Below are 26,525 nucleotides of genomic sequence, written 5' to 3'. Positions count from 1 at the left end.
CTGCCTGTGAAGATAAAGCGCCGAGTATCAATCCCTGGGTTCCGGCAGCGGCGCAAAGCCGCTGCTTGTCCGTGACTGTCGCAACCTTGCGAACAGCCTTTATGCCTTGTTCGCCAGCAATCCCGGAACGGCATGCAGCAAGGCGTTGATGGCAAACCCGATGAACATCACGCCGCAAAGCCGGGTGATAGCCAGTTCGTGGCGCTGATACAGGGTCCGCACCCGCCGCGCACCGACGATGCCAATCAGAATAGCGTATGCGCCGATACCGCCGAGGAAACTGAGGAAGATCAGCCAGGGCAGCATCGACCAGTTGAGCAGCTCGGCGCGACTGGACAGCAGCGCGGTGAACGTCGCCACGGCCACCGGGTACGCCTTGGGGTTGGTCAGGCCGAACAGAATGCCGTGCCAGAACGGCTGGCGCGCCGGGCCCTGGGGCTCCTGCCCGCTGCTGCGCCGGCTGCGGATCGCCCGCAGGCCGAGCCAGAACAGATAAAGGCCACTGAGCACGCCGAGCACATCGAAGGCGCTGCTGCCGATCTCCCGCGCGCCGACGATGGCGATCAGCGCGGTGCTGCACCAGACCACATCGCCCAGCAGATGCCCGCAGAGAAAGCCGGCCCCGGCTCGCCGTCCGCGCGCCGCGCCGATACCGAATACCGCCAGCACGCCGGGTCCTGGAGTAATACCGTAGATAAAGCCCGAGGCAAGGACGGCCAGTAACAGCGAAGAAGTCATGCCACACTCCGAAGCGCCGAAGGTGGCGCGGTTTTGATCGCAGGATTCTGCCGCCTTGTGCGCCCCCGCACCACCCCACAATGGTCGTCACAGCGACAGCCAGTCGTCTTGAAGCGGCGGCGGACGGTCATTCGTCGGTAAAGATCGTCATCCCGGCATAGGGTTGCTGCCGACAGGCGCGCAAGCGCGAGGCCAGATCGCCGACATGGGCTTCCATCTGGTGGCCGTCGGGGTCGAGAAAATAGAACGAGGCGCCTTCGCTGCGGTTGTCGCGCCACTCCCGCACGCCGGCGGCGCGCAGGCGCTGGGCGAACGCCACAAAATGCCCGGCTTCGATACTGAAGGCGTAATGGGTGTAGTCCGGCACTTGCGCCGAGCGGCGCGACGGGTCCAGCGACAGGCACAACCACAGGCCCGGCAGCGACAGATAGGCGCCGCTGTCCCAACTGGCATCCAGGCGCAGGCCCAGCAGATCGCGGTAAAACCCCAGGCTGCGGTCGAGATCGGTAACGGCGAGGGTCAGGTGGTTGAGGCCGGTCAGCATGCCTTGGATACCTTCGAGTCCATCGCCTCGCCCCTGGCCAGCACGACTAACAGACGAGCCAACATCAGGAGACCAGGCAACACATCAGAATGAACGACCTTTCAGGCCTTCCGGTACCACGTATTGCTTGCCATCGTAACGCAGGGTGGTCACTGCCGGCTTCTCGACACGGGATACGGAAACGCACTCTTCGCCCTTGCGAATATTGGTCGAAGCACTTGACTGGGTTTTGACGATCAAGTCGGCATAACCGTGGCTGCTGCTCTTGGCCATCTGAAGGGTGCGTTTGGTCTCATGAAATTCGCCTTCACAGTTGGTGTCCCATTCTCCCCCATAGGACTCGACAACCAACGACTCCAGCACCGGACGCAGGGTGTTGCCCTCTTTGACGTAGAGTGACAGCCAGGTTTCACCGAAAGGGTTGGCCCGTGACGACCCTCGGAAAGCAGCGCGAATGCCGAATGCACGTAACTGCGTCGTGAGGCTATACCGGGCAGTATCAATACTCAGCCCATTGAAGCTGATCGCGTCGGAATTGAATGACGAGGCCTGAGAATAAGTGGCCAGGGCGGCGCCACCTTCACTCGCGACCAGCGCCAGGCGGAGATCGTAGGTGCCTTCGCCATAGGGGTTTTCAGTAGCCGAGCGCGCCTCGAGCTGCGAACTCGCAGCAATGCTCACTCCAGGATAGGCTGGCCAAGCCTTGCACTCCGAGTATCCCGCCACGCCGTCCTTGAGTTCGGGTGCGGCACATTGGGCATAGACATGAGTCGTGCCCAGCGACAGTCCGATCATGACCAAGCAACCCAGCGCACCATATCTCGATGTCATTGTTCCGCTCCCTGCGCCCATCGACGATCACCACGTTTCAGCCACGCACTATCCCCCGCCCAATCGACTCTTTCAACCCCGTTCAGGCCTGACTCCCGCGCGTCCATATGAACAAGCCTGCCGGTTTTCGGCTACATGCAAGCCTGGGGGCTCGATTCGCAAACGCCAGTTATGCCCCTCTGTAGGAGCGAGCTTGCTCGCGATATTCGTCAGAACAACGCGGAACATCGCCGAGATCGATCGCGAGCAAGCTCGCTCCTACAGGGAATGGGGGATGGGTCAGAACGCGCTGCGGAAGATTTCCTCGATCTGGCGCTGGTCGGCGGTGCGTGGATTGGTGAAGCCGCAGGCGTCTTTCAGGGCGTTGGCGGCCAGGATCGGGATGTCCGTCAGCTTGGCGCCCAGGTCGCGCAAGCCGCTGGGGATCTCGACATCCCGGGCCAGACTGCGAATGGCGCTGATGGCCGCCTGCGCGCCCTCCTCCGGGCTGAAGCCACGGATGTCCGCGCCCATGGCGTGGGCCACGTCGGTCAGGCGTCCGGCGCAGACCATCGCGTTAAAGCTCTGCACATGGGGTAGCAGCACCGCGTTGCACACGCCATGGGGCAGGTCGTAGAAGCCGCCCAGCTGATGCGCCATGGCATGCACGAAACCCAGCGACGCATTGTTGAAGGCCATGCCGGCGAGGAACTGGGCGTAGGCCATGTTTTCCCGGGCCGTCAGGTCGCTGCCGTCGCGTACCGCCTGGCGCAGGTTCTGGCTGATCATGGTCACGGCTTTCAGCGCGCAGGCATCGGTGATCGGATTGGCCGCAGTGGACACATAGGCTTCGATGGCGTGGGTCAGCGCGTCCATGCCGGTGGCGGCGGTCAGGCCCTTGGGCATGGCGACCATCAGCGCAGGGTCGTTGACCGACAGCAACGGCGTGACGTTCCGGTCGACGATGGCCATTTTCACGTGGCGCTTTTCGTCGGTGATGATGCAGAAACGGGTCATTTCGCTGGCAGTGCCGGCGGTGGTGTTGATGGCGATCAACGGCAGCTGGGGCTTGGTCGAACGGTCGACGCCTTCGTAGTCGCTGATATGCCCGCCATTGGTGGCGCACAGGGCGATGCCCTTGGCGCAGTCATGGGGCGAACCGCCACCGAGGGAAATCACGAAGTCGCAGCCACTTTGCTGCAATTGCGCCAGGCCCTTCTCGACATTGTCGATGCTCGGGTTGGGCCTGGCGCCGTCGAAGATCACCGAATCGATGTCCTGCATCGCCAGCTTCTCGGCAATCATCCCGGCCACTCCCGCCTTGGCCAGGCCGGCGTCGGTGACGATCAGCGCCTTGCGAAAACCGTAGTTGCGAATCGCGACCATGGCCTCGTCGAGACAATCGATACCCATGATGTTCACGGCGGGGATGAAAAAAGTGCTGCTCATGGCGCGTCCTCCAGGCTAGGGGCGGATCGACCGTGCCGATCCGGCAAATGCGCACAGGATCGACCCATCGGTCACGCGCGTTGTTGATCTGGCTCAAGGATCGGTCGTGATAAAGTCGGCGCCCTGTACACCTTCTGCCTTGAGACGACGAACCGCGATGATGGATTTCCAGGAATTTGATACCGACCTTGAAGACTGGAACGCCTTGCGTGCCAGCACGCCGATCGCCGGCCTGCTGATCGGCAACGGCGCCAGCCGCGCGGTGTGGGAAGACTTCGCCTACGACTCGCTGTTCGAGAACGCCCGCACCGTCGAGGAAAAGCCCCTGAGCCAATCCGAGCTGAGCGTGTTCGACGCCCTGCAGACCCGCAGTTTCGAGCAGGTGCTGGGCGCGCTGAAAACCACCAGCCGGGTCAACAAGGCCCTGGCCGTCAGCTCCGCGGCGCCGCGCAATCGCTACTATGCGATCAAGGAAGCGCTGATCAATACCGTGCATGCGGTGCACATTCCGTGGCGCCTGGTGCAGCCGGCGACGCTTTCGCAGATCAACCAGGAACTGCGCCGCTACCGCACGGTGTTCACCAGCAACTACGACCTGCTCAACTACTGGGCGATCCAGCACGATGCCCAGGGCATCGACGACCTGTTCCAGGGCGCCGACCCGAGCTTCGACATCGGCCAGACCGCCAGCCAACAGACCCGCGTGCTGTACCTGCACGGCGGCCTGCACCTGGTGCGCAACCAGGACGGCACCGCGCGCAAGCTGGGCTCCACCGAAGGCACCCTGCTGGGCAACTTCGCCATCAACAACACCCTGAAGACCCTCGACGATGTGCCGCTGTTCGTCAGCGAAGGCCCGGTGGCGGACAAGCTCAAGACCATTCGCAGCAGCGACTACCTGTCGTTCTGCTACCAGCAGTTGCTCAACCACAGCGACGCGCTGTGCATCTTCGGCCACGACCTCGGCCCCCAGGACAGCCACCTGGTGCAGGCGATCCGCCAGTCCGGGGGGCAGACCCTGGCGATCTCGATCCACCCGCGCAGCAAGGCCTTTATCCAGAACCAGAAGCGGCGCTACACCCAGCTGTTCGAGGGGATGGAAGTGACGCTACGCTTCTTCGATTCGAAGAGCCATGCCCTAGGCGCGCCTGCGCTATCGGTGCCGGTCGAGCGCTGAGATCCGCCCGCGCCCAGGCACCGCGGCCCACCTGGACGGACACCATCGCGGGCAAACCTCGCTCCTACGGATTGTGGGTTGTCCATCGTCGTGTAGCCGCTGCCGAGCGCAGCGAGGCTGCGATCGGCTGCGAAGCGGCCGTAAGGCAGGCAACCTGATTTTCCTGACCCACCGCGTGCCCAGGTTTTGCGAGGACTACATCCTCGATCGCAGCCTCGCTGCGCTCGGCAGCGGCTACGGGGCAGCGGTTCGGCGCCAATGGTGTAAGAAAATCCACAATCCGCAGGAGCGGGCTCACTCCTCGCCGCTGTGCACCACCACCAACAACTGTGCCTGCACCTCGCCCACCGAGCGCAGGCGATGGGGTTTCTGCGCGTTGAAGTGCAGCGCGTCGCCACGGTTGAGGATCACCCGCTCGTTCATGAAATCCACTTCCACCTGCCCTTCGTGGACAAACAGGAACTCCTCCCCCAGGTGTTCCTTGAAGCTCTTGTCGGTGAACTCCCTGGGCGGGTAGATGATGAACGGCAGCAGGCTGCGCTCGCTGACCTGATGCGCCAGCACCGCATAACCCGGCGCCTGGTCGTTGGCCGCCAGCGACTGGCGCTCGTCGCTGCGCACCAGGCTGTAGCTGTCGAGGCTGACCTTGTCTTCGGCGAACAGCTCCTCGACGTTCACGTTCAATGCCTTGGCCAGTTTCAACGCCGCGGCGATCGAGGGCGTGTTCAGGCCGCGTTCGACTTTCGACAGGTAACTCTTGGTCATGCCGGATTTCTCGGCCAGGGCCTCCAGCGTCACGCCAAGTTTTTTTCTCAATAATTTCAAACGGATAGACATGTAGAACGGTTAACCCATCAAGGAGGCGACGATTTGTCCTTGCCAATGACACAAAGTGTCATATAGCCTCTTTAGTGTCATTTGCTTTCACCCAACGACCTTGCGAGCTGCGGGAGCTGGCAAATCCGACGTCCATTGCAACCACCAAAGGACACCGATATGGCCAAGACATTAGCACTACCCAAAGAGCAACTGGTCAAGCAAGCCTTGACCCAGATGCAAAACACCCTGGCGGATAATACGTGGACCGACCGGCAAAAGCTGGCGCTGACTTGCCGCATCCTGTTCGAGAACGGGCATGACTCCGGCCTGGCCGGGCAGATCACCGCCCGCGGCCCGCAGCCGGGCACCTACTACACCCAGCAACTGGGCCTGGGTTTCGACGAAATCACCGCGGGCAACCTGCTGCTGGTCAACGAAGACCTGGAGGTGCTCGAAGGCCACGGCATGCCCAACCCGGCCAACCGTTTCCACAGCTGGGTGTACCGCGCCCGCCCCGACGTGAACTGCATCATCCACACCCACCCGACCCACGTCGCCGCGTTGTCGATGATCGAAGTACCGCTGGAAATCTCCCACATGGACCTGTGCCCGCTGTACGACGACTGCGCCTTTCTCGAGGCCTGGCCGGGCGTGCCGGTGGGTAACGAAGAAGGCGAAATCATCTCCGCGGCCCTGGGCGACAAGCGCGCCATCCTGCTCTCGCACCACGGCCAGCTGTCCACCGGCGCCAGCATCGAGGAAGCCTGTGTGATCGCCCAACTGATCGAGCGCGCCGCCAAGCTGCAGTTGCTGGCCATGGCCGCCGGCACCATCAAGCCGATCCTGCCGGAGCTCGGTCGCGAGGCCCATGACTGGATCTCCAAGCCCAAGCGCCACGCCGCCGCCTTCAACTACTACGCTCGGCAAAACCTCAAGCAACACGCCGATTGCCTGAACTGATCCCCCCTCATTCGCTAAAGGAGCGTCGCCATGTCGAACACCAATATTCACGGCATCATCGGCTACACCATCACCCCGTTCACCGCCAACGGTGAACAACCGGACCTGGACACCCTCGGCCGTTCCATCGATCGCCTGATCGACAGCGGCGTGCATGCCATCGCGCCCCTGGGCAGCACCGGCGAAGGCGCCTACCTGAGCGACGCCGAGTGGGACCAGGTCGCCGAGTTCAGCATCCGCCACATCGCCAGGCGCGTGCCGACCATCGTCAGCGTTTCCGACCTGACCACCGCCAAGGCCGTGCGCCGCGCGCGCTTTGCCGAGGCCAAGGGTGCCGATGCGGTGATGGTCTTGCCGACGTCCTACTGGAAGCTCAGCGAAGCCGAGATCCTCGCCCACTACCAGGCCATCGGCGCCAGCATCGGCGTGCCGATCATGCTCTACAACAACCCGGCCACCAGCGGCACCGACATGTCGGTGGAGCTGATCCTGCGGATCTTCCATGCCGTGGAAAACGTGACCATGGTCAAGGAGAGCACCGGCGACATCCAGCGCATGCACAAGCTGCAACTGCTGGGCGAAGGCCAGGTGCCGTTCTACAACGGTTGCAACCCGCTGGCCCTGGAAGCCTTCGCCGCTGGCGCCAAGGGCTGGTGCACCGCCGCGGCGAACCTGATCCCGCAGCTCAACCTGGACCTGTACCAGGCGGTGCTGGACAACGACCTGGACCGCGCGCGCGAGCTGTTCTACCGCCAGTTGCCAGTGCTCGACTTCATCCTCAAGGGCGGCCTGCCGACCACCATCAAGGCCGGGTTGAACATGACCGGGCTGCAGGTCGGCGACCCGCGCCTGCCGGTGTTCCCGCTGGGTGAGGCTGGGCGTAATCAATTGCAGGCCATGTTGCACGCCGTGCGCTGATCGGGCCTTCGCTGTAGCGGCGAGCTTGCGGGCCTCATCGCCGACAAGCCTGGCTCCTACAGAAGCCGGGGCGCCGCAGACCTGTAGGAGCGGCCGGTCGACGCTCGATTGCCCGCGATAGCGGTACATCAGGCACAAACCCATTGCCTGGCTCCCACAAAAACGTCGCCCAACAAAAAGCCCGGCAGGTTGTCCTGCCGGGCTCTTTTGTTTCAGAGCAGAAACTAAACGGTCTTGTCCTTGATGGTGGTGGTTGGACCGTTGGTCTTGACGCTTTCGATACCGCCGTCGCGTGCCGCCTCGGACGAATAGCGCTGGCTATTGCCGATGATCTGGTGGTTCGCCGCCTTGAGGTTGAAATAAGGCTTGCCGTCCTTGGAGACTTCCTTGGCGTAGCGGGCCTCGTTGGGGCTGTTGCTCTGCACCGAAGCGATGCCGTTTTCGGCGGCGCTGCGGGAGGAATACAACTCACTCGTCAAAATGGTTTCAGCATTGCCAGCCTTGAGAACGAAGCGGAACTGCCCGTCACTGCTTTTGCTTAATTCATACCATCCAGCCATGGTCCTGCTCCTGAGTGTCCAAAGATGCGAATGCACTTCGGATTAAAGCTTGTCTTTGCCGGTTTACCAGCGTTTGGGGTGTGTTGCTGAGGCACGCAGCATCAGACAGGAAAAATCGCATCCGGTTCATGAGGCGAAACTCATGCAGACAAATAGTAATAATTCTCGATATCATTCGCGACCTTTCTGCCCGGCAGTACTTGCGAAGGATTTTCATGTCTCGCTTCAAGCCCGACCCCACCTCGGCGGACCCCGTCCGCGGGTTCTATGCGGACATCCTGCATTACCTGCGTAAACGCACGGACAACGCCAGCGATGCGGCGGACATGACTCAGGACGTCTTCACCCAATGGCTCGACTACCGCGACCGGGCCAAGGTCGAACAACCCCGCGCCTTTCTGTTCCAGATGGCGCGCAACCTGCTGCGCGATCACTGGCGCCGGCAGAAGGTCAGGCACAAGGTGCACCACGAACCGCATGCAACAGAACCCGAGCCGCTGGCCGACGAACACCACGAACCACTGCCCGCGGTCCAGCGCCTGCAACGCCTGGAGCGCTTGAAGAGCGTGCTCGCCGAACTCTCGCCGCGCCGCCGCGAAGCCCTTATGCTGCACCGCTTCGAAGGCCTGAGCCAGGCGCAGATCGCCGAACGCATGGGTATATCCCTGAGCATGGTGGAAAAACACATCGCCTTTGCCCTGCTGCACTGCAAGCAGCGCCTGGAACAGGAACACGGCAAGGAGCAAGTCCAATGACCCGCCCCCACGACACCGAGCAGCAGATCGACAGCATCGATGCCCAGGCGGCCGGCTGGTTCACTCGCAATCGCAACGATCGCAGCCAGGCCACGCGCGACGCCTTCGCGGCCTGGTCCAGCGAACCGGCCCACGCCCGGGCCTACGCCGAGTTCGAGCGCTTGTGGGCCGACCTGGCCGAACTCGAACCGCTGAATCGACCGACGCCGCTGCCGCTGCGCAAAAAGCCGCGCTGGCGCCCGGCCCTGGCGGTGGCCGCTGCGCTGGTCTGCGCACTGCTGGCCATCGAGCTGGGCGCCCCGCCGGCGATCTATTCGCAACAGATCGCCGCCCAGGACCAGGGCATGCGCAGCTTCAACCTGCCCGATGGCAGCACCCTGTACGTCAACGCCAATACCCGCCTGCGCATCGACTTCACGGCGCAACAACGCAACCTCTATCTGGACCAGGGCCAGCTGTACCTGGAAGTCGCCGCCGACAAGGAACGGCCGCTGTGGGTGCACTCCGGCGCGGCCCGGGTGCGGGTGGTCGGCACCGGCTTCGATGTGCGTCGCGGCGAGAAACAACTGGTGGTCAGCGTTGCCCATGGCCAGGTGGCGTTCGTTCCCGACGAACAAAAGCCCGATTCGCTGCTGCTCGGCGCCCGCCAGCGCGGGATCTATGACTACGCCAGCGGCGCCCTGCGGGAACAGCCCGTGAACGTCGCCGAGGTCGCCGACTGGCGCGGCGGCCACCTGGCCTTTCGCAATCGCGACCTGGCCAGCCTGGTGGACGAGTTGAACCTCTATCGCCGCCAGCCCGTGCTATTGGCCGACGGCGCCCTGGGCAACTTCAAGGTCTCGGGCAACCTCGATGTGCAGGATCCGGACGCCCTGATCAAGGCCCTGCCAGCCCTGATTCCGGTGAAAACCGTGGCCCTGGCCGACGGCCGCGTGCGCATCGAAGCCCGGCGCTGAAAACCCATATGCGAATATTTTGCATTCGCATATGAGGTTTTAGCTTACTGACACGTCTTCCTCCGGTCTGCGTTGTTTACGCACACCTTTTCTGGCCTTTGTCGCCGCTCCGGGGGATTTCATGTTTCGCGTGCCTTATCACTTGCAGCTCATCTGTTCGCGTCCGACCTTGCTCGCCGCCTGCCTGGCGTTCAGCCTGCAGTGCCAGGCGCAGATTCAGGCCGAATCGTTCGCCTTCGCCCTGCCCGCCCAGCCGCTGGCGACCTCGTTGAGCCAGGTGGCGCAGCAGGCGAAGATCCAGCTGCTGTTCGACGAAGAGTTGCTGCGCAACGTGAAGGCCCCGGCGCTGAAGGGCGATTTCAGCCCCGAGGCGGCGATCCAGCAGTTGCTGGGCGGCAGCGAGTTCAGCCTGGTCAAGGTCGACCAGACCTACGTGGTGCGCCCCGCGGAAAACAGCAGCACCCGCAGTTCGGCGCTGCAGCTGGGCGCCATGAGCGTCATCGGCAGCGGCCTGGAAGTGGACTCCGCCACGGTCGGCCGCTCGACCCTGAACCAGGCCGAGATCGATCGCCACCAGGCCACCAACATCCCCAGCCTGATCGCCACCCTGCCCGGCGTCAGCCTCGGCGGCTCGCTCAAGCCCGGCGGCCAGACCATCAACATCTGGGGCCTGGGCGATGCCGAAGACGTGCCGATGAGCGTCGACGGCGCGACCAAGAGCGGCTTCGAACGCTACCAGCAGGGCTCGATCTTCATCGAGCCGGAACTGATCAAGCGCATCGAAGTGGAAAAGGGCCCGCACTCGCCCGAGACCGGCAACGGCGGTTTCGGCGGCACCGTGCACATGGAAACCAAGGACGCCCCGGACCTGCTGTTGGAAGGCCGTGACACCGGCGCCATGCTCAAGTATGGCTACAGCAGCAACAGCCATGAGCAGGCCTACACCGGCGCGGTGTACGGGCGTACCGAGGACCGGCGTTTCGACGCCCTGGCCTACTGGACCAAACGCGACGGCGACGACATGAAGCTGGCCAGCGCCCAGCCGGACCCGCGCAACGCCTACCCGATCAACCCCAAGCGCCTGCCCAACACCGCCCAGGATCTGGACGGCGAGCTGTTCAAGCTGAACATGCAGCTGACCGACGAACATCGCCTGGGCTTCAGCTACATGCGCTCCAACAGTGATATCTGGGCGCCCTTCTCGGCCAAGAGCTACCCGACGCCGCCGACCCAGCGCGATATCGACAAGTACGGTTACGACGGCGCCACCCGGCGCTTCCTGGCCCAGCGCAACACCATCGACACCACTTGGCAGGCCAAGTACCAATACACGCCGCTGGACAACCCGTGGATCGACTTCGAGGCCAAGTACTCCGAGTCCAAGACCGACCAGACCGACGAGCGCGGCCCGAACGCCTACTTCCAGCCGGCCTCCGGTGGCCGCAAGATCACCGTGGGTTACGAGGACAGGATCCTCTCGCTGAAAAACACCAGCCGCTTCAACACCGGCCTGCTGGAACACGCCTTGACCAATGGCATCCAGATCCGCAAGCACGACCGCGAAGTGGACATGTGGATGCCGGGCAAGACCTACGAGGTGCCCAAATACAACAACGGGCATTACCAGCCGGGCTTCATGCCCCATGGCAAGGTCGACAACAACGCCTTCTATATCCAGGACGCGATCACCCTGGGCAACTTCACCTTGACCCCGTCCCTGCGCTACGACCATGTGCGCAACCGTGGGCAGAAAAACGACGCGCCGATCTACAACAGCCCCGATCCGGTGGTCGGCCACGATTACGGCGACAAGACCTACACCGGCTGGTCGCCACGGCTGTCGGCGTTCTGGACGGTCACCCCGCAATTCGCCCTGTTCGCCGACTACAGCAAGACCTGGCGCGCGCCGGTGATCGACGAGCAGTACGAAGTCCAGGCGGCCGGCACCACCCGCTCCTCCACCAGCCGCGACCTCGACCCGGAGCGCATCACCGCATTGCGCGCCGGTAACATCACCCGCTTCTCCGACGTCCTGACCCAGGCCGACAGCCTGCAGATCCGCACCACGGTGTTCCGCAACCAGATCAAGGACGAAATCATGAAGAACCTGGGGATCGGCTGCCCCGAGCAACTGAGCGGCGGCAAGAACATCGGCCAGGTGTGCAACCAGCCGACCATCGGGGTCTACCGCAATATCGGCGACCTGACCATCAAGGGCTTCGAGGTCGAGAGCTTCTACGATTCGACCTACCTGTTCGGCTCGCTGTCCTACTCCTGGATCACCGGCAAGCATGAAGGCGCCTACACCAACCCCTGGGGGCCGAATGTCTGGGCCCGGGACATCCCGCCACGCAAGTGGGTCGCCACCCTGGGGGTGAAAATCCCGCAGTGGGATGCGCAAGTGGGCTGGCAAGGCCAGTGGGTACGCCAGACCGACCGCGTGCCGAGTGACATCTACCCGAGCGGCCCGGCCAGCGCCGCGGGCGACTCCTACTGGGACCAGTACGAGAACGACCGCTACAACGTGCAGGGCCTGTTCGCCAACTGGAAACCGCAGCAGCCGTACCTCAAGGGCACCGAGGTCAATTTCACCCTGGACAACATGTTCAACCGCGATTACCGCCCGCCCCTGAGCGGCGAAAACGCCTCCAGCCTTGGGCGCAACGCCAAGATCAGCGTGACGCGGTTCTTCTGAACCAGGTTGCACTGCCCCTGTAACCGTTGCGGGGTTATTTGGTGGCGCTGCGCACCACGCTGAGTTCCGGCGTGGCGCTGCGGCGCTGGCTCAGGTAGCGGGTGCAGCTGACCCGCAGGAACGAGGCGAAATTCACTACCTCGCCGCGGTAATCCATCACTTCTTCATAGAGTTTGGCGATCAGCTGGTTGGTGGTCATGCCATCGACCTCGGCGATTTCGCTGAGGATGTCCCAGAACTGGTTCTCCAGGCGCAGGGTGGTGACCACCCCGCAGATGCGCAGCGAGCGCGAGCGGGACTCATAGAGGATCGGGTCGGCTTTGACGTAGAGCTCGCACATGGTGGGCGCTCCTCGGTTGGAGGTAGGACGATGGCGCTGCTTCCTGACAGAAAAGCAGCGCCGGCGAGTCATCCGTTTACAGGGTAATTTGGGTGCCCAGCAGGCCGAGGAAACCGGCCAGCCAGCTGGGGTGTGCCGGCCAGGCCGGAGCCGTCGCCAGATTGCCTTGAACGTGGCTGTCCGTCACGGGGATATCGATGTAGGTACCGCCGGCCAGGCGCACTTCCGGGGCGCAGGCCGGATAGGCGCTGCACTCGCGGCCTTCGAGAATGCCCGCCGCGGCCAGCAGCTGGGCGCCGTGGCAGACGGCGGCGATCGGCTTGCCAGCCTGGTCGAAGGCCTGCACCAGTTGCAGGACTTTTTCGTTCAACCGCAGGTACTCCGGGGCGCGACCGCCAGGTATCAGCAGCGCGTCGTAATCGGCCGCCCCGACCTTGGCGAAATCGAAGTTCAGGGCGAACTGATGGCCCGGTTTTTCGCTGTAGGTCTGGTCGCCTTCGAAGTCGTGGATCGCGGTGCGCACGGTCTGCCCGGCCTTTTTGTCCGGGCACACCGCATGCACGGTGTGGCCGACCATCAGCAGCGCCTGGAACGGCACCATCACTTCGTAGTCCTCGACGTAATCGCCGACCAGCATGAGGATTTTTTTCGCGGCCATGGAGATGACTCCTCTTCAAGGGAAAACAGGAGTGTTCAAGGTAGTCCTTATCCGCGGAGCCGGGTAATAACCCGGTACTACGCCCGACGCCTTCTTCTGTAGGAGGGGCAGGTCGACGCTCGATTGCCCGCGATCCAGACACCACGGATTACCTGGCCCACCGCGTCATCGTTCATCGCGAGCAAGCTTCGCTCCTACAGAAGCCGAACTGTATGGATAACTCTGCGTACAGCTGTAACAGGGTGCCGCGGTGGGTTTATGGCTAGATAAGCGCACCTGCCCTTCCCCAATAAAAAACGGTTGTCATCATGTCTTCCCGCGAAAACACCGGCATGGCCCTGGGCCTGCTCGGCGTGGTTATTTTCAGCCTGACCCTGCCCTTCACCCGCATCGTGGTGCAGGAACTGCATCCACTGCTCAACGGCCTGGGACGGGCGCTGTTCGCGGCGATTCCGGCGGCGCTGCTATTGCTCTGGCGGCGGGAAAAATGGCCGACCTGGCACCAGATCAAGGGCCTGAGCCTGGTGATCGCCGGGGTGATCCTGGGGTTTCCGGTGCTGTCGGCCTGGGCCATGCAGACCCTGCCGGCGTCCCATGGCGCGCTGGTCAATGGCCTGCAACCCTTGTGCGTGGCGCTGTATGCGGCATGGCTGTCCCATGAACGGCCGTCGAAAGCCTTCTGGGGCTGCGCCGCGCTGGGCAGCGCCCTGGTATTGGGCTACGCGCTGATCAGCGGCGCCGGCAGCATCCAGGCCGGCGACTTGTTGATGCTCGGGGCAATTGCGGTCGGCGGGCTGGGTTATGCCGAAGGCGGCCGGCTGGCCAGGGAAATGGGCGGCTGGCAGGTGATCTGCTGGGCCCTGGTGCTGTCGACGCCGCTGTTGATCGGGCCAGTGTGGTACCTCGCGGCGCAGCATCAGGGCGCGGTCTCGGCGAAGACCTGGTGGGCCTTCGGCTACGTGGCGCTGTTCTCGCAGTTCATCGGCTTTTTTGCCTGGTACGCCGGGCTGGCCATGGGCGGCATCGCCCGGGTCAGCCAGATCCAGCTGTTGCAGATCTTCTTCACCATCGCCTTCTCGGTGCTGTTCTTCGGCGAGCAGGTGGAACCGATCACCTGGCTGTTCGCCGTCGGCGTGATCCTCACCGTGATGCTCGGGCGCAAGACTGCCGTGCGCCAAGCAGTCCCAGCGCGCGTCCTGTAGCCGCTGCCGCAGGCTGCGATCGACGGCGTAGCCGGCGCAAAGGCGGTATCCCGGCCCTGTCAGATGTAGCGCGTCGCCTGGTTTGCGGCCCCTTCGGTGCCGATCGCAGCCTGCGGCAGCGGCTACAGGGGCGTGGTCAGCTCAGGTAGCCGTCGGCCCGCAGCAGGGTTTCCAGGCAGTGCTCGCTGATGTGGTAGAAGGCCTTCAACTCGCCGATCTTCGCCAGCAGCTGGGTCGGGTCCTGGGGCTCGGCGCGTTTGACCGCGAGGATCATCTTGTTCTTGTTGGTGTGTTCCAGGGAGATGAACTCGAAGACCTTGGTCTCGTAGCCGCAGGCTTCGAGGAACAGCGCACGCAGGCTGTCGGTGACCATCTCCGCCTGCTGGCCCAGGTGCAGGCCGTATTGCAGCATCGGCTTGAGCAGCGCCGGGCTCTGCATCTGCGGGCGGATCTGCTTGTGGCAGCACGGCGAGCACATGATGATCGACGCGCCGGACCGAATGCCGGTGTGGATCGCGTAGTCGGTGGCGATATCGCAGGCATGCAGGGCGATCATCACGTCCAGCTGGCTCGGCGCCACGCTGCGCACGTCGCCGCATTTGAACTCCAGGCCCTGATGCTCCAGGCGCGCCGCCGCGGCGTTGCACAGGGTCACCATGTCCTCGCGTAGCTCCACGCCAGTCACCTGCCCTTGCGCCTGCAAGGTGTTGCACAGGTAATCGTGGATGGCGAAGGTCAGGTAGCCCTTGCCGGAGCCGAAGTCCGCGACCCGCACCGGCTGTTGCAGGTCGATCGGCGACGAACTCAGCGCATGGCTGAAGACCTCGATGAACTTGTTGATCTGCTTCCACTTGCGCGACATCGCCGGGATCAGCTCGTGCTGCTTGTTGGTCACTCCCAGGTCGGTGAGGAAGGGCCGGCTCAGCTCCAGGTAGCGGTTCTTTTCGCGGTTGTGCTCGGCGGACGGTACTTCGCGCTGCTGCTGGGCCTTGCCCTTGAACAGCGAGCTTTTGCCCTTCTTGCTGTATTCGAGCTGCACTTCATCGGTGAGCGACAGCAGGTGCGCGTTCTTGAACGACGCCGGCAGCAGCCCGGCGATCAGCGCCACGCCTTCGTCCAGCGGGAAGTTCTTGGTGATGTCGCGGGTCTTGTAGCGGTAGACGAAGGACAGGCACGGCTGCTCCTTGACCGTCAGCTGCTTGATGATCAGCCGCTGCAAATCCGCCTCGGCCCCCACATGCTTGGCCAGTACCAGTTTGATAAAGGCGTTCTGCGCCAGGCTGGTTTCCAGCAGCTCGAGAAACTGGGCGTGATGATCCGGCGCGAGGCTGGCGGGGGTTGCGGTTGCAGACATGGAAAAAGGCGCCTCGGGCGGTGCGGGTGTGAATCGGGGAATGGCGGGTATTTTAGGGGGGATGGCCCGCCGGGGCACGGAGTTATTTACCCGACGGCGCAGATTCTGCGGGAGTGGGCCTCCTGTAGCCGCTGCCGAAGGCTGCGGCTACAGGAGCGGGGGAAGTCAGGCCAGGACCACCAGGCGGTTGGGCAGCTCGTTGCGCACGTGGGTCACCGGCACATGCACCTTGAGCAGTTCGCCGCAGGCCTCGATGCAGGTGATGAAGCCTTGCAGGGTCTGCCCCTGCTTCACCTGCTGGGTGAAGGCCTGGACGATGGTGTCCCAGGTCTTGTCGTCGAGGCGCTTGGAAATGCCCTCGTCCACCAGGATCTCCACATAGCGCTCGGCTTCGCAGACGAAGATCAGCATCCCGGTGCTGCCGACGGTGTGGTGCAGGTTCTGTTCGAGAAACTGGCGGCGGGCCAAGTTCGAGGCGCGCCAGTGGCGTACCGAGCGCGGAATCAGGCGGGTGGTGATCCGTGGGATGCGGAACACCAGGCAGAGCACGATAAAGGTCGCCCACTGCACCAGCAGCAACAGGTGCATGCTCATCCAGCCGGTGGCGTAATGCACCACGCCCGGCACGATCAGCGCCAGCAGGCTGGCCCAGAGCAACGGAATATAGGCGTAGTCGTCGGCGCGGGCGGCCAGCACGGTGACCAGTTCGGCATCGGTCTGCTGTTCGACCCGGGCGATCGCCTCGGCGACCTGCCGTTGTTCGTACTCACTCAGTAGTGCCATGTCTTCCCATACTCATCGATTATTTTTAGTCACCAGCCGCCTGACGATCCGCCGCCGCCAAAGCTACCACCGCCACCGCTGAAGCCCCCACCGCCTCCGCCACCAAAGCCGCCCCCGCCAAAACCGCCGGAACCGCCACGCCCGCCGCCACCGCTGGGCAGGATGCCAAGCAACTGGCAGACGAAGATCGTCACGATAAACAGCAGCACCAGGAAGACCAGGGCGCCGGGATGCCGATCGAAAAACTCGCTGCCGCGCTCGCCGCCACCGTCATAGGCGGCGCTCGGCTCGTCCAGCGGATTGCCGCCCAGCACCAGCAACATGGCCGACACACCGTCGCTGATGCCCTTGCTGAAATTGCCGGCCTTGAAGGCCGGGGTGATCACCTGATGGATGATCACCGAGCTTTGCGCGTCGGTCAGGCGGTCTTCCAGGCCGTAACCGACTTCGATGCGCAGCTTGCGATCATCGCGAGCGACGATCAACAAGGCGCCGTTGTTCTTGTCCTTCTGGCCGATGCCCCAGTAGCGCCCCAGCTGATAGCCGAAGTCCTCGATGCTGGTGCCTTGCAGGTCCGGCAGGGTCACGACCACCACCTGCTCGCCGGTGGACTGCTCGTGGGAGGCCAGCTCCTGGGTCAGTTGCTGGCGCACCGCCGGTTCGATCATCTGGGCGTTGTCCACCACCCGCCCGCTCAGCGCCGGGAACTTCAGCTCGGCCTGGGCCGTTATCGCAAACACCCAGAGCAACAGCACCAGGCCAACTCTCAACACGCGCATTGGAACCTCATCCGTGGTAACGCCGGGCCGGATCCGCGGCCGCTCGCGCGATCCGCGGGCAGCCGCTGCTGATCAGAACTTCACTTCTGGCGCTTTTTCGGCGTCGGGGCTGGTGGCCTCGAAGGTCTCACGCACCGGCAGGTCGCTGTACATCACGCTGTGCCACAGGCGGCCAGGGAAGGTACGGATCTCGGTGTTGTACTTCTGCACCGCGAGGATGAAATCGCGACGGGCCACGGCGATGCGGTTCTCGGTGCCTTCGAGCTGCGACTGCAGGGCCAGGAAGTTCTGGTTGGCCTTGAGGTCCGGATAACGCTCGGACACCACCATCAGGCGGCTCAAGGCTCCGGTCAGCTGGTCCTGGGCCTGCTGGTACTGCTTGAGTCTTTCCGGGTTGTCCAGGGTGCTGGCATCGACCTGGATGGACGTGGCCTTGGCCCGCGCCTCGATCACCGCGGTCAGGGTCTCCTGTTCGTGCCTGGCGTAGCCCTTGACCGTTTCCACCAGGTTGGGGATCAGGTCGGCGCGACGCTGGTACTGGTTCTGTACCTGGCCCCAGGCCGCCTTGGCCTGTTCGTCGAGGGTCGGGATGTTGTTGATCCCGCAGCCGCTGAGCAAGCTGCTGAGCAGCAGCAATGCCATCACGGGCCAGCTTGAACACAGGCTCTGTCGTACTTTCATGGTGGTGACGCTCCTTGCAACCTAGGGGATGGAACCTGTAACCCTTTGAATCGAGTGCATCGACATAATCTGCCGCCACCACTGGATTGCATCGGGCCAATCGGCTAAAAGATGCCCAGCGCGAAAAAGAGTTCAGAAGTGTGCTGCATTTATCCGAACAACAATAGTCGTTCCTTTATTAGCCGCTCTCCCAATTTTCGGCCGCTCGACGCGTACTGATCGCGTCTGTTTTAGGCCCTAGAGAACAATATTCATGAAGAAGCTGTGTTTGCTGGGCTTGTTGGTCAGCCTGGCCAGTCACCCTGCCCTGGCCGCCACCACGCCGGTATCGACCCAGGAAAAACCCTTTTCCGATGCGGTCCTGCAGAACAAGGACGCCTTCATCGACAACCTGCTCAAGCAGATGACCCTGGATGAAAAGATCGGCCAGTTGCGCCTGATCAGCATCGGTCCGGAAATGCCCCGCGAGATGATCCGCAAGGAAATCGCCGCCGGCCGCATCGGCGGGACCTTCAACTCCATCTCCCGCCCGGAAAACCGGCCGATGCAGGACGCGGCCATGCGCAGCCGGCTGAAGATCCCGATGTTCTTCGCCTATGACGTGATCCACGGCCACCGTACGATCTTCCCGATCCCCCTGGCCCTGGCGTCGAGCTGGGACATGGACGCCATCGGCCGCTCCGGGCGCATCGCCGCCCAGGAAGCCAGCGCCGACAGCCTGGACATCACCTTCGCGCCGATGGTCGACATCTCCCGCGACCCACGCTGGGGCCGCACCTCCGAAGGCTTCGGCGAAGACACCTACCTGGTCTCGCGCATCGCCAAGGTCATGGTCAAGGCCTACCAGGGCGACAGCCCGAAGAACGCCGACAGCATCATGGCCAGCGTCAAGCACTTCGCCCTGTACGGCGCGGTGGAAGGCGGTCGCGACTACAACGTCGTCGACATGAGCCCGGTAAAGATGTACCAGGACTACCTGCCGCCCTACCGCGCCGCGATCGACGCCGGTGCCGGCGGGGTGATGGTGGCGTTGAACTCGATCAACGGCGTGCCGGCCACCTCCAACACCTGGCTGATGAACGACCTGCTGCGCAAGGAGTGGGGCTTCAAGGGCCTGGCGGTGAGCGACCACGGCGCCATCGTCGAGCTGATGCGCCACGGCGTCGCCAAGGACGGCCGCGAAGCCGCCAAGCTGGCGATCAAGGCCGGCATCGACATGAGCATGAACGACTCGCTGTACGCCAAGGAGCTGCCGGGGCTGATCAAGTCCGGCGACGTCAGCCAGCGCGACCTGGACAACGCCGTGCGTGAAGTACTGGCCGCCAAGTACGACATGGGCCTGTTCGCCAACCCCTACCTGCGCATCGGCAAGGCCGAGCAAGACCCGGCCGACACCAACGCCGAAAACCGCCTGCACCGCAGCGACGCCCGCGATGTGGCGCGCCGCAGCCTGGTGCTGCTGAAGAACGCCAACGACACCCTGCCGCTGAAAAAGGCCGGCAAGATCGCCCTGGTCGGCCCGCTGGCCAAGGCACCGATCGACATGATGGGCAGTTGGGCCGCCGCCGGCGTACCGGCGCAATCGGTCACCCTGTTCGACGGCATGAGCAACGCCCTGGGCGACAAGGCACAACTGATCTACGCCCGTGGCTCGAACATCACCGCCGACAAGGCCGTGGTCGACTACCTGAACTTCCTTAACTTCGATGCCCCGGAAGTGGTGGACGACCCGCGTCCGGCCCAGCAGTTGATCGACGAAGCGGTGAAGGCCGCGCAGCAGGCTGATGTAGTGGTGGCGGCGGTGGGCGAATCGCGGGGCATGTCCCACGAATCCTCGAGCCGTACCGACCTGCACATCCCGGCCAGCCAGCGCGAGCTGATCAAGGCCCTCAAGGCCACCGGCAAGCCGCTGGTGCTGGTGTTGATGAACGGCCGGCCGCTGGCGCTGCTCGACGAGAACGAACAGGCCGATGCGATCCTGGAAACCTGGTTCAGCGGCACCGAAGGCGGCAACGCCATCGCCGACGTACTGTTCGGCGACTACAACCCGTCCGGCAAGCTGCCGATCACCTTCCCGCGTTCGGTGGGGCAGATCCCGACCTACTACAACCACCTGACCATCGGCCGGCCGTTCACCCCGGGCAAGCCGGGCAACTACACCTCGCAGTACTTCGACGACACCACAGGTCCCCTGTTTCCGTTCGGCTATGGCCTGAGCTACACCACGTTCAGCCTGTCGGACATGGCCCTGTCGTCGACCACCCTGAACAAGAGCGGCAAGCTCGACGCCAGCGTGACCCTGAAGAACACCGGCAAGCGCGACGGTGAAACCGTGGTGCAGCTGTATATCCAGGACGTCGCCGGCTCCATCATCCGCCCGATCAAGGAACTGAAGGGCTTCCAGAAAGTGCAGCTCAAGGCCGGCGAACAGAAGGTGATCCGCTTCAGCATCAGCGAAGACGACCTGAAGTTCTACAACGCCCAGCTCAAGTACGCCGCGGAACCGGGCGAGTTCAAGGTCGAGATCGGCCTGGACTCCCGGGACGTCAAGCAACAGAGCTTCGAACTGCTGTAACCCTCCCCCGGCCTCGCTCCTATGTAGGAGCGAGGCTTGCCCGCGATAGCGATTCTCCTGATACACCGCGCTGCCCGCATCGCCAGCAAGCTTGGCTCCTACAGAAGCACAAGCCAGGCCAGGGCGGGTTCAGTCGCGGCGATTGAGCAGGTTCACCACCAGCCGGTCCACCCAGCCCCAGATCCGCTGCTTGATCCGCCGCCACAGCGGGCGGTTTTTCCAGGCTTCGAGGCTGACTTCCTGGCTCTGGTCGAAGTCGGCGAGGAAGCTCGCAACCACTGCATCGGTCAGTGGCATGTCGAGGGCCTCGAGGTTGGCCTCGAGGTTGAAACGCAGGTTCCAGTGATCGAAGTTGCACGAGCCGATGCTCACCCAATCGTCGATCAGCACCATCTTCAGGTGCAGGAAACGCGGCTGGTATTCGAAGATTTTCACCCCGGCCCGCAGCAGGCGCGGGTAATAACGATGCCCGGCATAACGCACCGACGGGTGATCGGTGCGCGGCCCGGTCAGCAGCAGGCGCACATCCACCCCGCGTCCGGCCGCGCGGCGCAGGGAGCGGCGGACCTTCCAGGTCGGCAGGAAATACGGGGTCGCCAGCCAGATCCGCCGTTGCCCGCTGTTCAACGCGCGCACCAGCGATTGCAGAATGTCCCGGTGTTGCCGGGCGTCGGCATAGGCCACCCGGCCCATGCCCGCGCCCTGGGCCGGCACGCGCGGCAGGCGTGGCAGGCCGAAGTTCGACGCCGGCTTCCAGGCGGTGCGATAGCGGTTGGCGATCCACTGCCGGTCGAACAGCATCTGCCAGTCGAGCACCAGCGGGCCGCTGATCTCCACCATGACTTCATGCCAGTCGCAGCTGTCCTGCAGCGGGTTCCAGAATTCATCGGTCACGCCGGTGCCGCCGACCACCGCCAGCTCCTGATCCACCAGCAGCAACTTGCGGTGGTCGCGATACAGGTTGCGCACCCCGCGGCGCCAGCTCAGGCGATTGTAGAAACGCAGCTCGACCCCGGCGCCGGTCAGGCGCTGGCGCAGCCCCATGGTGAAGGCCAGGCTGCCGTAGTCATCGAACAGGCAACGCACCCGCACCCCGCGCTCGGCGGCCTGGATCAGGGCCTGGACCATGGCCTCGGCGCAGGCGCCCGCCTCCACCAGGTACAACTCCAGTTCCACCTGCTCACGGGCCCGGGCGATCGCCACCAGCATCCGTGGGAAAAAACTCGGACCGTCGATCAGCAACTCGAAACGATTGCCTTCACGCCAGGGAAAGACCGCGCCCGCCATATCAACGTGCCGTGAAGATCAGTACCGCACCCACCGGCACCGACAGGCTGATCGCCGACAGGCCGGCCGCCTTGCGCAGGGTGTCGAGCCCCGGCACCAGGTCGAAATCGGCAGCGTTGAGCACCAGCGGCTCCAGGGTCACCACCTGGAAACGTCGATCGTCCAGGCGCGTGGCCAGCAGTTCGGCGGTGTATTGGTGCTGCTTACCGTGCAGGGTGACATTGACCGGCAGACGCAATTCGATCTGCGCGCCGGACGCCAGGTCGTTGATCGGCCGCAGGTTGATCTGCGCGTTGATCAGGGCATCCGGATGCCGGTCGATCTCGAACAGCTCCTTGCGCATGCGCTCGTCGCGCAGCGGAATCCCGCTGTTGATCGAGTCCAGCTCGACTTCCAGCTGCGCCATGCCCTTGGCGTCGACCTTGCCGTGCAGGACCAGGAAGCGCTGGACTTCGGAGGCATTGGCGTTTTTGGTGGTGACGAAAGACAGGCGCGAGGACTCGTTGTCCAGGTACCAGTTGGCCTGGGCCGGCCAGGCCGCGCAGGCCAACAGCAAAGCGGCCAGGGCCTTGGGAAAAGAGGCGTTGAACATGGAAGACTCATGGGGTCGAGAAATCTGAGCCGAACCTTAACCGGCCCGCGTGCGCTTGCAAACAGCGACAGGGCCGTGAACGGCGAATACTCGGAGTGCATAAAGACGAAAAAGATCCCCGATTCCCTGTAGCCGCTGCCGCAAGCCGCGATGGGCTTGCAGCGGCCCCGAACAGGGCGGCCGGTGGTCCGGATACGCCGCAATGCCAAGCCGAGCGGCTGAGTCTAGATCAAGCTGCGCTCGACATCGTGGACAGTCGCCTCGAGGCTCGCCAGGTGCAAACTCAGCACCCGCTCCACCGGCGCCTGGTCCATCGGCCAGTGCAGGGCCATGCTGCCCACCAGCCGGCCCTGGTCACGAATCGGCAAGGCCACGGCGCGGATCAGGAACGGCAGCCGCACCGGGTACTCCCAATAACCCTCGGTGCGCTGGCCGAACCCCTGATGCTGGGATTGTTCGCAGGCGCGGTACTGGTCCTCCTGGGGCACCCGCTCGCGGACGGCCAGGCGCTGGACCTGCTCGTGATCCAGCTCGGCCAGGCAGGCCTTGCCCATCGCAGAATGGAACAGGCTCGAATAATGGCCGACGATCTGGCAGTTATGCGGATAACGCTTGCGCAGCACCGCCGGGATCGAACTTTCCATGACCTCCAGGCGCTCGCCGTCGAAACACGACAGGTCGACCACCAGCCCGGTGCGCTCGCTCAACGCCTGTAACCAGGGCGCGGCGCGCTCCACCAGCTGCCGCTTGAAACGTTGCTGCTGGTCGCCGAACAACCGCCTGGCGCACAGCCGATAGCGCCGGTCGCTCAGGCCGCGATAGATCCAGCCCTGCTCCTGCAACGTCAGGAGCATGCGCGACACCGTGGCCTTGGGCAGCGCCGTCAGGTAGTGCAGTTCCTCCAGGCCCAGGGCCTGGTGCTGGCCCAGCAGTTCGACGATCGCCAAGGCCCGTTCGACCGAACGCACACTGCCGGTTTCTACCTTGCTGGCCATATGCCGACCTCCCTGATAAGCGGATGGATGAGCGTTTTACGCAGCAAGATGCGGGCCCGATAAACCCGCACACCCCGATTCTAGGGTTACAACGGATGACCAGGCGGCCGACGCCTGACCCACTGCATCAGTTGTTCGTGGGCATGACCGAGCTGCAACACCGCCCGGTCGGCCTGGGCCGGGCCGATGATCTGCATGCCCATGGGCAAGCCCGCCGGATTGAAGCCGACCGGCACGCTGAGGCTCGGCAGGCCGGCCAGGGTCGGGCCAATCACCACCTCCATCCAGCGATGGTAGGTGTCCATCTCCCGCCCTCCGACAAAGCGTGGCCACGGCATTCCTGCATCGAAAGGGAACACCTGGGCGCTGGGCAGCAGCAGGAAATCGTAACGTTCGAACAGGCGCTCCAGGGCCCGGTACCAATCGCTGCGAACCTGCGAGGCGCGATAGACCTCCGCCGCGCTCAGGCCCAGCCCGCCCTCGACTTCCCACTGCGCCTCGGGCTTGAGCAGCTGGCGCTTCTGCGGGTCGGCATACAGCGGCCCCAGGTTGCCCTGGACCAGCCAATGCCGGTGCACCAGCCAGCACTGCCACAGCGCCGCCATGGAAAACGCCGGCTGGCAGGCTTCAACCTCGCAGCCCAGTTGGCGAAAGTCCCCCAGCGCCGCTTCGCACAGTGCCAGCACGCCGTCGTCCATGGCCAGGTAGCCGTCGAAGTCCCCCATCCAGCCCAGGCGCGCGCCGCGAAAATCCCGCTGCAAGGGCTCGTTGAAGATCGCCGGGTCGTCCTTCAGCGACAAGGGCACCCGCGGGTCGTACCCGGCCTGGGTGCCCAGCAGGCGGGCGATATCGGCCACGCTGCGGCCCATCGGGCCTTCGGTGGCCAGTTGCTGGACGAACAGCTCCGGTGCCGGGCCATGAGGCACCCGGCCCTGGGACGGGCGCAGGCCAAAGACATTGTTGAAGGCCGCCGGGTTGCGTAACGAGCCCATCATGTCGCTGCCATCGGCCACCGGCAGCATGCGCAGCGCCAGGGCCACCGCCGCCCCGCCACTGCTGCCGCCGGCATTCAGCCTCGGGTCGTAGGCGTTGCCGGTGGTGCCGAACACCTTGTTGTAGGTCTGCGAACCCAGGCCGAACTCCGGCACGTTGCTCTTGCCGACGATGATCGCCCCACTGGCCCGGACCCGCTCCACGCAGATGGCGTCATGGGCCGGTATCTGTTCGGCGAACAGCGGCGAGCCCAGGGTCGTGCGCAGCCCGGCGGTGGCCGCCAGGTCCTTGATCGCCTGGGGCATGCCGTGCATCCAGCCCATGGACTGGCCCCGGTCCAGCTGGCGGTCGCGCTCCTCGGCCTCGGCCAGCAACACCCGGCGCTCGCGCAGGGACACCAGGGCATTGACCCGGGGGTTGCAGCACTCGATCCGGTCCAGATAGGCCAACATCACTTCGCGACAGGAAAACCTGCGGGCGTGGATCGCCCGGGACAGTTCGACGGCGCCCAGCTCAACGATGGGCCCAAAGTCTTGTGCTGCGATATCCATCAAGGTTTCACCCCGAAATTCAGTGCGCTCGGTTTCTTCTCTTTGGGTGCCTCATGCAGGCAATAAGTGCCCAGCAGCGTCAACACGCAGGCGAACAACACATAAAACGCCGGGGCCACCGGGGTGCCCAGCACCTTGCTGAGCCAGGTCACGATCAGCGGGGCAAAGCCGCCGAAGACCATGACCGCCACGTTGTAGGCCACCGACACCCCGGTGGAGCGCACCGGCACCGGGAACTGCTCGGCCAGCGCCGTCGGCGCCGGGCCGAAGAAGCCGCCGATGGCGCTGCACAGCAGCACCTGCATCACCAGCAGCCGCTCGATCGACGGCGCCGCGGCCACCCAGACGTACAGCGGGTAGACCATGACAAAAAACGCCAGGGTAAAGGCCAGCAACACCGGGCGCCGCCCCAGCCGGTCCGACAGGGCGCCAGACAATGGGATCACCACCGTCATCAGCGCCACCGCGAACATCTGCACCAGCAACACCTGGTCCAGCGGCAAGCCAAGGTTCTTGTGGGCGAAGGTCGGCATGTTCACCAGCACCACGTAGAACGACACCGTCGCGCCACAGGCCAGGCCCATGGATACCAGGATGCTGCGCCGATGCTCGCGCATGACCTGCATCAGGCCCGGACCATTGCCGCGTACCTGCTTGCGGGCCTCGACGAAGGCTTCCGGCTCTTCCATGTACTTGCGGATCCACAGGCCCACCGGACCGATCAGCAGGCCGATCACGAACGGCAGGCGCCAGCCCCACAGATCGAGGTCCTCGGGCGAGAACAGATGGGTGACCAGCGCCACCATCGCCGCCCCGGAGAACACCGCCAGGCATTGCCCGACCAGTTGCCAGGAGCCGTACAGGCCCTTGCGATGGGCCGGCGCGCTTTCCACCAGGAAGGCCGTGGCGCTGGCGTATTCGCCGCCGGTGGCGAAGCCCTGCAGCATGCGCGCGACGACGATCATCAGCGGCGCGCCCATGCCGATGGCCGCGTAGTTGGGGGCAAAGGCGATCAGGGCGATGGAAACCGTCATCAGGCGGATGATCAGTTGCATGGCGGCCTTGCGGCCTTTGCGGTCCGAATACATGCCCAGCAGGATGCCGCCCACCGGGCGCATGAAGAAGCCCACGCCGAAGGTGGCCAGGGCCATCAGCAGCGAGGCGTACTCGTCGTCGGAGGGAAAAAACTGCCGGGCGATGATGCTCGCCAGAAAGCCGTAGACGATGAAGTCGTACCACTCCAAGGCGTTGCCGATCACCGCGGCGACCACTTGCCGGGTACGCGAAACACTGGATCTCGAGGCGTGCATGAGCGCTGTCCTTCTATTCTTGTCGGGCCTCTCGGATAACGAGT

25 protein-coding genes are annotated in these 26,525 nt (G+C 64.1%); 8 read left to right on the top strand and 17 right to left on the bottom strand.

What is annotated here, in order from left to right; genetic code table 11:
* Positions 1–99: 99 nt before the first annotated feature.
* The 4 genes from H0I86_RS06810 to yiaY all read right to left on the bottom strand — a co-directional run bounded on the left by H0I86_RS06810 (position 100) and on the right by yiaY (position 3,541).
* Positions 100–738: a LysE family translocator gene (locus H0I86_RS06810; RefSeq protein ID WP_180924475.1), complete on the bottom strand. Its 639-nt coding sequence runs from the start codon at positions 736–738 to the stop codon at positions 100–102.
* Between the two features lie 127 nt (positions 739–865).
* Complete coding sequence (fos, locus tag H0I86_RS06805) at positions 866–1,282, bottom strand: fosfomycin resistance glutathione transferase (RefSeq protein WP_180924474.1); 417 nt, start codon at positions 1,280–1,282, stop codon at positions 866–868.
* Positions 1,283–1,366: 84 nt separating this feature from the next.
* A complete protein-coding gene (locus H0I86_RS06800) occupies positions 1,367–2,077 on the bottom strand; it encodes a PA3715 family protein (protein ID WP_258019404.1) in 711 nt (236 codons plus the stop codon).
* A 315-nt stretch (positions 2,078–2,392) separates the two neighbouring features.
* Positions 2,393–3,541: an L-threonine dehydrogenase gene (gene yiaY / locus H0I86_RS06795; RefSeq protein WP_180924472.1), complete on the bottom strand. Its 1,149-nt coding sequence runs from the start codon at positions 3,539–3,541 to the stop codon at positions 2,393–2,395.
* Between the two features lie 157 nt (positions 3,542–3,698).
* Between yiaY and H0I86_RS06790 the strand changes: the two genes are divergently transcribed.
* Positions 3,699–4,718: a DUF4917 family protein gene (locus H0I86_RS06790; RefSeq protein WP_180924471.1), complete on the top strand. Its 1,020-nt coding sequence runs from the start codon at positions 3,699–3,701 to the stop codon at positions 4,716–4,718.
* Positions 4,719–5,012: 294 nt separating this feature from the next.
* Here H0I86_RS06790 and H0I86_RS06785 read toward each other — a convergent pair whose 3' ends face one another.
* Positions 5,013–5,555 carry a helix-turn-helix domain-containing protein gene (locus tag H0I86_RS06785; RefSeq protein ID WP_007922237.1) on the bottom strand — a complete coding sequence of 181 codons (543 nt, stop codon included), beginning with the start codon at positions 5,553–5,555 and terminating at the stop codon, positions 5,013–5,015.
* A gap of 159 nt (positions 5,556–5,714) precedes the next feature.
* Here H0I86_RS06785 and H0I86_RS06780 point away from each other — a divergent pair, with 159 nt between their 5' ends.
* Positions 5,715–6,497 carry an aldolase gene (locus tag H0I86_RS06780; RefSeq protein ID WP_097302274.1) on the top strand — a complete coding sequence of 261 codons (783 nt, stop codon included), beginning with the start codon at positions 5,715–5,717 and terminating at the stop codon, positions 6,495–6,497.
* A 30-nt stretch (positions 6,498–6,527) separates the two neighbouring features.
* Positions 6,528–7,415: a dihydrodipicolinate synthase family protein gene (locus H0I86_RS06775; protein ID WP_180924470.1), complete on the top strand. Its 888-nt coding sequence runs from the start codon at positions 6,528–6,530 to the stop codon at positions 7,413–7,415.
* 224 nt (positions 7,416–7,639) lie between these two features.
* Here the strand turns inward: H0I86_RS06775 and H0I86_RS06770 are convergent, their stop codons facing one another.
* The gene (locus tag H0I86_RS06770; RefSeq protein ID WP_038581550.1) at positions 7,640–7,975 is read right to left on the bottom strand and encodes a YegP family protein; all 336 of its coding nucleotides are present in this window, start codon (positions 7,973–7,975) and stop codon (positions 7,640–7,642) included.
* 215 nt (positions 7,976–8,190) lie between these two features.
* Between H0I86_RS06770 and H0I86_RS06765 the strand changes: the two genes are divergently transcribed.
* The 3 genes from H0I86_RS06765 (at position 8,191) to H0I86_RS06755 (ending at position 12,381) form a co-directional block, all read left to right on the top strand.
* On the top strand, positions 8,191–8,730 hold the full coding sequence (locus tag H0I86_RS06765; protein WP_180924469.1) for an RNA polymerase sigma factor: 540 nt from the start codon (positions 8,191–8,193) through the stop codon (positions 8,728–8,730).
* On the top strand, positions 8,727–9,686 hold the full coding sequence (locus H0I86_RS06760; protein ID WP_180924468.1) for a FecR family protein: 960 nt from the start codon (positions 8,727–8,729) through the stop codon (positions 9,684–9,686). The genes H0I86_RS06765 and H0I86_RS06760 overlap by 4 nt, the downstream gene beginning before the upstream one ends.
* A 121-nt stretch (positions 9,687–9,807) precedes the next feature.
* Positions 9,808–12,381, top strand: a complete 2,574-nt coding sequence (locus tag H0I86_RS06755) for a TonB-dependent receptor (RefSeq protein WP_180924467.1) — start codon at positions 9,808–9,810, stop codon at positions 12,379–12,381.
* Between the two features lie 34 nt (positions 12,382–12,415).
* Here the strand turns inward: H0I86_RS06755 and H0I86_RS06750 are convergent, their stop codons facing one another.
* Both H0I86_RS06750 and H0I86_RS06745 read right to left on the bottom strand, forming a co-directional pair.
* On the bottom strand, positions 12,416–12,721 hold the full coding sequence (locus tag H0I86_RS06750; RefSeq protein ID WP_009042529.1) for a ribbon-helix-helix domain-containing protein: 306 nt from the start codon (positions 12,719–12,721) through the stop codon (positions 12,416–12,418).
* Between the two features lie 76 nt (positions 12,722–12,797).
* Complete coding sequence (locus H0I86_RS06745) at positions 12,798–13,379, bottom strand: DJ-1/PfpI family protein (RefSeq protein ID WP_180924466.1); 582 nt, start codon at positions 13,377–13,379, stop codon at positions 12,798–12,800.
* Positions 13,380–13,687: 308 nt separating this feature from the next.
* Here H0I86_RS06745 and H0I86_RS06740 point away from each other — a divergent pair, with 308 nt between their 5' ends.
* Positions 13,688–14,581, top strand: coding sequence for a DMT family transporter (locus H0I86_RS06740; protein WP_180924465.1), 894 nt, complete (start codon positions 13,688–13,690; stop codon positions 14,579–14,581).
* Between the two features lie 136 nt (positions 14,582–14,717).
* Here the strand turns inward: H0I86_RS06740 and H0I86_RS06735 are convergent, their stop codons facing one another.
* From H0I86_RS06735 to H0I86_RS06720, 4 genes are all read right to left on the bottom strand, one after another.
* A complete protein-coding gene (locus H0I86_RS06735; protein ID WP_180924464.1) occupies positions 14,718–15,935 on the bottom strand; it encodes a class I SAM-dependent methyltransferase in 1,218 nt (405 codons plus the stop codon).
* A 165-nt stretch (positions 15,936–16,100) separates the two neighbouring features.
* A complete protein-coding gene (locus H0I86_RS06730) occupies positions 16,101–16,718 on the bottom strand; it encodes a TPM domain-containing protein (RefSeq protein ID WP_038581565.1) in 618 nt (205 codons plus the stop codon).
* 29 nt (positions 16,719–16,747) lie between these two features.
* Positions 16,748–17,497 (bottom strand): TPM domain-containing protein, encoded by a 750-nt coding sequence (locus tag H0I86_RS06725; protein WP_081362480.1) that lies wholly within the window; start codon positions 17,495–17,497, stop codon positions 16,748–16,750.
* Positions 17,498–17,569: 72 nt separating this feature from the next.
* The gene (locus H0I86_RS06720; RefSeq protein ID WP_180924463.1) at positions 17,570–18,178 is read right to left on the bottom strand and encodes a LemA family protein; all 609 of its coding nucleotides are present in this window, start codon (positions 18,176–18,178) and stop codon (positions 17,570–17,572) included.
* Between the two features lie 253 nt (positions 18,179–18,431).
* Between H0I86_RS06720 and bglX the strand changes: the two genes are divergently transcribed.
* Positions 18,432–20,753, top strand: coding sequence for a beta-glucosidase BglX (gene bglX / locus H0I86_RS06715; RefSeq protein ID WP_180924462.1), 2,322 nt, complete (start codon positions 18,432–18,434; stop codon positions 20,751–20,753).
* A gap of 129 nt (positions 20,754–20,882) precedes the next feature.
* Here bglX and H0I86_RS06710 read toward each other — a convergent pair whose 3' ends face one another.
* The 5 genes from H0I86_RS06710 to H0I86_RS06690 all read right to left on the bottom strand — a co-directional run bounded on the left by H0I86_RS06710 (position 20,883) and on the right by H0I86_RS06690 (position 26,481).
* Complete coding sequence (locus H0I86_RS06710) at positions 20,883–22,040, bottom strand: phospholipase D-like domain-containing protein (protein WP_180924461.1); 1,158 nt, start codon at positions 22,038–22,040, stop codon at positions 20,883–20,885.
* A gap of 1 nt (position 22,041) precedes the next feature.
* Positions 22,042–22,632 carry a YceI family protein gene (locus H0I86_RS06705; RefSeq protein ID WP_180924460.1) on the bottom strand — a complete coding sequence of 197 codons (591 nt, stop codon included), beginning with the start codon at positions 22,630–22,632 and terminating at the stop codon, positions 22,042–22,044.
* A gap of 224 nt (positions 22,633–22,856) precedes the next feature.
* Positions 22,857–23,627: an IclR family transcriptional regulator gene (locus H0I86_RS06700; RefSeq protein ID WP_009047428.1), complete on the bottom strand. Its 771-nt coding sequence runs from the start codon at positions 23,625–23,627 to the stop codon at positions 22,857–22,859.
* Between the two features lie 86 nt (positions 23,628–23,713).
* Positions 23,714–25,171, bottom strand: a complete 1,458-nt coding sequence (locus tag H0I86_RS06695) for an amidase (protein ID WP_180924459.1) — start codon at positions 25,169–25,171, stop codon at positions 23,714–23,716.
* Positions 25,171–26,481: a citrate-proton symporter gene (locus tag H0I86_RS06690; RefSeq protein WP_180924458.1), complete on the bottom strand. Its 1,311-nt coding sequence runs from the start codon at positions 26,479–26,481 to the stop codon at positions 25,171–25,173. Before H0I86_RS06690 ends, H0I86_RS06695 begins: the two co-directional genes overlap by 1 nt.
* Positions 26,482–26,525 lie beyond the last annotated feature (44 nt).

This window comes from Pseudomonas chlororaphis subsp. aurantiaca, from assembly GCF_013466605.1.
Classification (GTDB): domain Bacteria; phylum Pseudomonadota; class Gammaproteobacteria; order Pseudomonadales; family Pseudomonadaceae; genus Aquipseudomonas; species Aquipseudomonas chlororaphis_I.
Note: the sequence above shows the minus strand (reverse complement) of the source record. Positions and strands in the feature narration are given on the sequence as shown.

Coding starts and splice junctions, on each gene's coding strand:
- H0I86_RS06810 (WP_180924475.1), bottom strand. CDS start 738: ATGACTTCTTCGCTGTTACTGGCCGTCCTTGCCTCGGGCTTTATCTAC.
- fos (WP_180924474.1), bottom strand. CDS start 1,282: ATGCTGACCGGCCTCAACCACCTGACCCTCGCCGTTACCGATCTCGAC.
- H0I86_RS06800 (WP_258019404.1), bottom strand. CDS start 2,077: ATGATCGGACTGTCGCTGGGCACGACTCATGTCTATGCCCAATGTGCC.
- yiaY (WP_180924472.1), bottom strand. CDS start 3,541: ATGAGCAGCACTTTTTTCATCCCCGCCGTGAACATCATGGGTATCGAT.
- H0I86_RS06790 (WP_180924471.1), top strand. CDS start 3,699: ATGATGGATTTCCAGGAATTTGATACCGACCTTGAAGACTGGAACGCC.
- H0I86_RS06785 (WP_007922237.1), bottom strand. CDS start 5,555: ATGTCTATCCGTTTGAAATTATTGAGAAAAAAACTTGGCGTGACGCTG.
- H0I86_RS06780 (WP_097302274.1), top strand. CDS start 5,715: ATGGCCAAGACATTAGCACTACCCAAAGAGCAACTGGTCAAGCAAGCC.
- H0I86_RS06775 (WP_180924470.1), top strand. CDS start 6,528: ATGTCGAACACCAATATTCACGGCATCATCGGCTACACCATCACCCCG.
- H0I86_RS06770 (WP_038581550.1), bottom strand. CDS start 7,975: ATGGCTGGATGGTATGAATTAAGCAAAAGCAGTGACGGGCAGTTCCGC.
- H0I86_RS06765 (WP_180924469.1), top strand. CDS start 8,191: ATGTCTCGCTTCAAGCCCGACCCCACCTCGGCGGACCCCGTCCGCGGG.
- H0I86_RS06760 (WP_180924468.1), top strand. CDS start 8,727: ATGACCCGCCCCCACGACACCGAGCAGCAGATCGACAGCATCGATGCC.
- H0I86_RS06755 (WP_180924467.1), top strand. CDS start 9,808: ATGTTTCGCGTGCCTTATCACTTGCAGCTCATCTGTTCGCGTCCGACC.
- H0I86_RS06750 (WP_009042529.1), bottom strand. CDS start 12,721: ATGTGCGAGCTCTACGTCAAAGCCGACCCGATCCTCTATGAGTCCCGC.
- H0I86_RS06745 (WP_180924466.1), bottom strand. CDS start 13,379: ATGGCCGCGAAAAAAATCCTCATGCTGGTCGGCGATTACGTCGAGGAC.
- H0I86_RS06740 (WP_180924465.1), top strand. CDS start 13,688: ATGTCTTCCCGCGAAAACACCGGCATGGCCCTGGGCCTGCTCGGCGTG.
- H0I86_RS06735 (WP_180924464.1), bottom strand. CDS start 15,935: ATGTCTGCAACCGCAACCCCCGCCAGCCTCGCGCCGGATCATCACGCC.
- H0I86_RS06730 (WP_038581565.1), bottom strand. CDS start 16,718: ATGGCACTACTGAGTGAGTACGAACAACGGCAGGTCGCCGAGGCGATC.
- H0I86_RS06725 (WP_081362480.1), bottom strand. CDS start 17,497: ATGCGCGTGTTGAGAGTTGGCCTGGTGCTGTTGCTCTGGGTGTTTGCG.
- H0I86_RS06720 (WP_180924463.1), bottom strand. CDS start 18,178: ATGAAAGTACGACAGAGCCTGTGTTCAAGCTGGCCCGTGATGGCATTG.
- bglX (WP_180924462.1), top strand. CDS start 18,432: ATGAAGAAGCTGTGTTTGCTGGGCTTGTTGGTCAGCCTGGCCAGTCAC.
- H0I86_RS06710 (WP_180924461.1), bottom strand. CDS start 22,040: ATGGCGGGCGCGGTCTTTCCCTGGCGTGAAGGCAATCGTTTCGAGTTG.
- H0I86_RS06705 (WP_180924460.1), bottom strand. CDS start 22,632: ATGTTCAACGCCTCTTTTCCCAAGGCCCTGGCCGCTTTGCTGTTGGCC.
- H0I86_RS06700 (WP_009047428.1), bottom strand. CDS start 23,627: ATGGCCAGCAAGGTAGAAACCGGCAGTGTGCGTTCGGTCGAACGGGCC.
- H0I86_RS06695 (WP_180924459.1), bottom strand. CDS start 25,171: ATGGATATCGCAGCACAAGACTTTGGGCCCATCGTTGAGCTGGGCGCC.
- H0I86_RS06690 (WP_180924458.1), bottom strand. CDS start 26,481: ATGCACGCCTCGAGATCCAGTGTTTCGCGTACCCGGCAAGTGGTCGCC.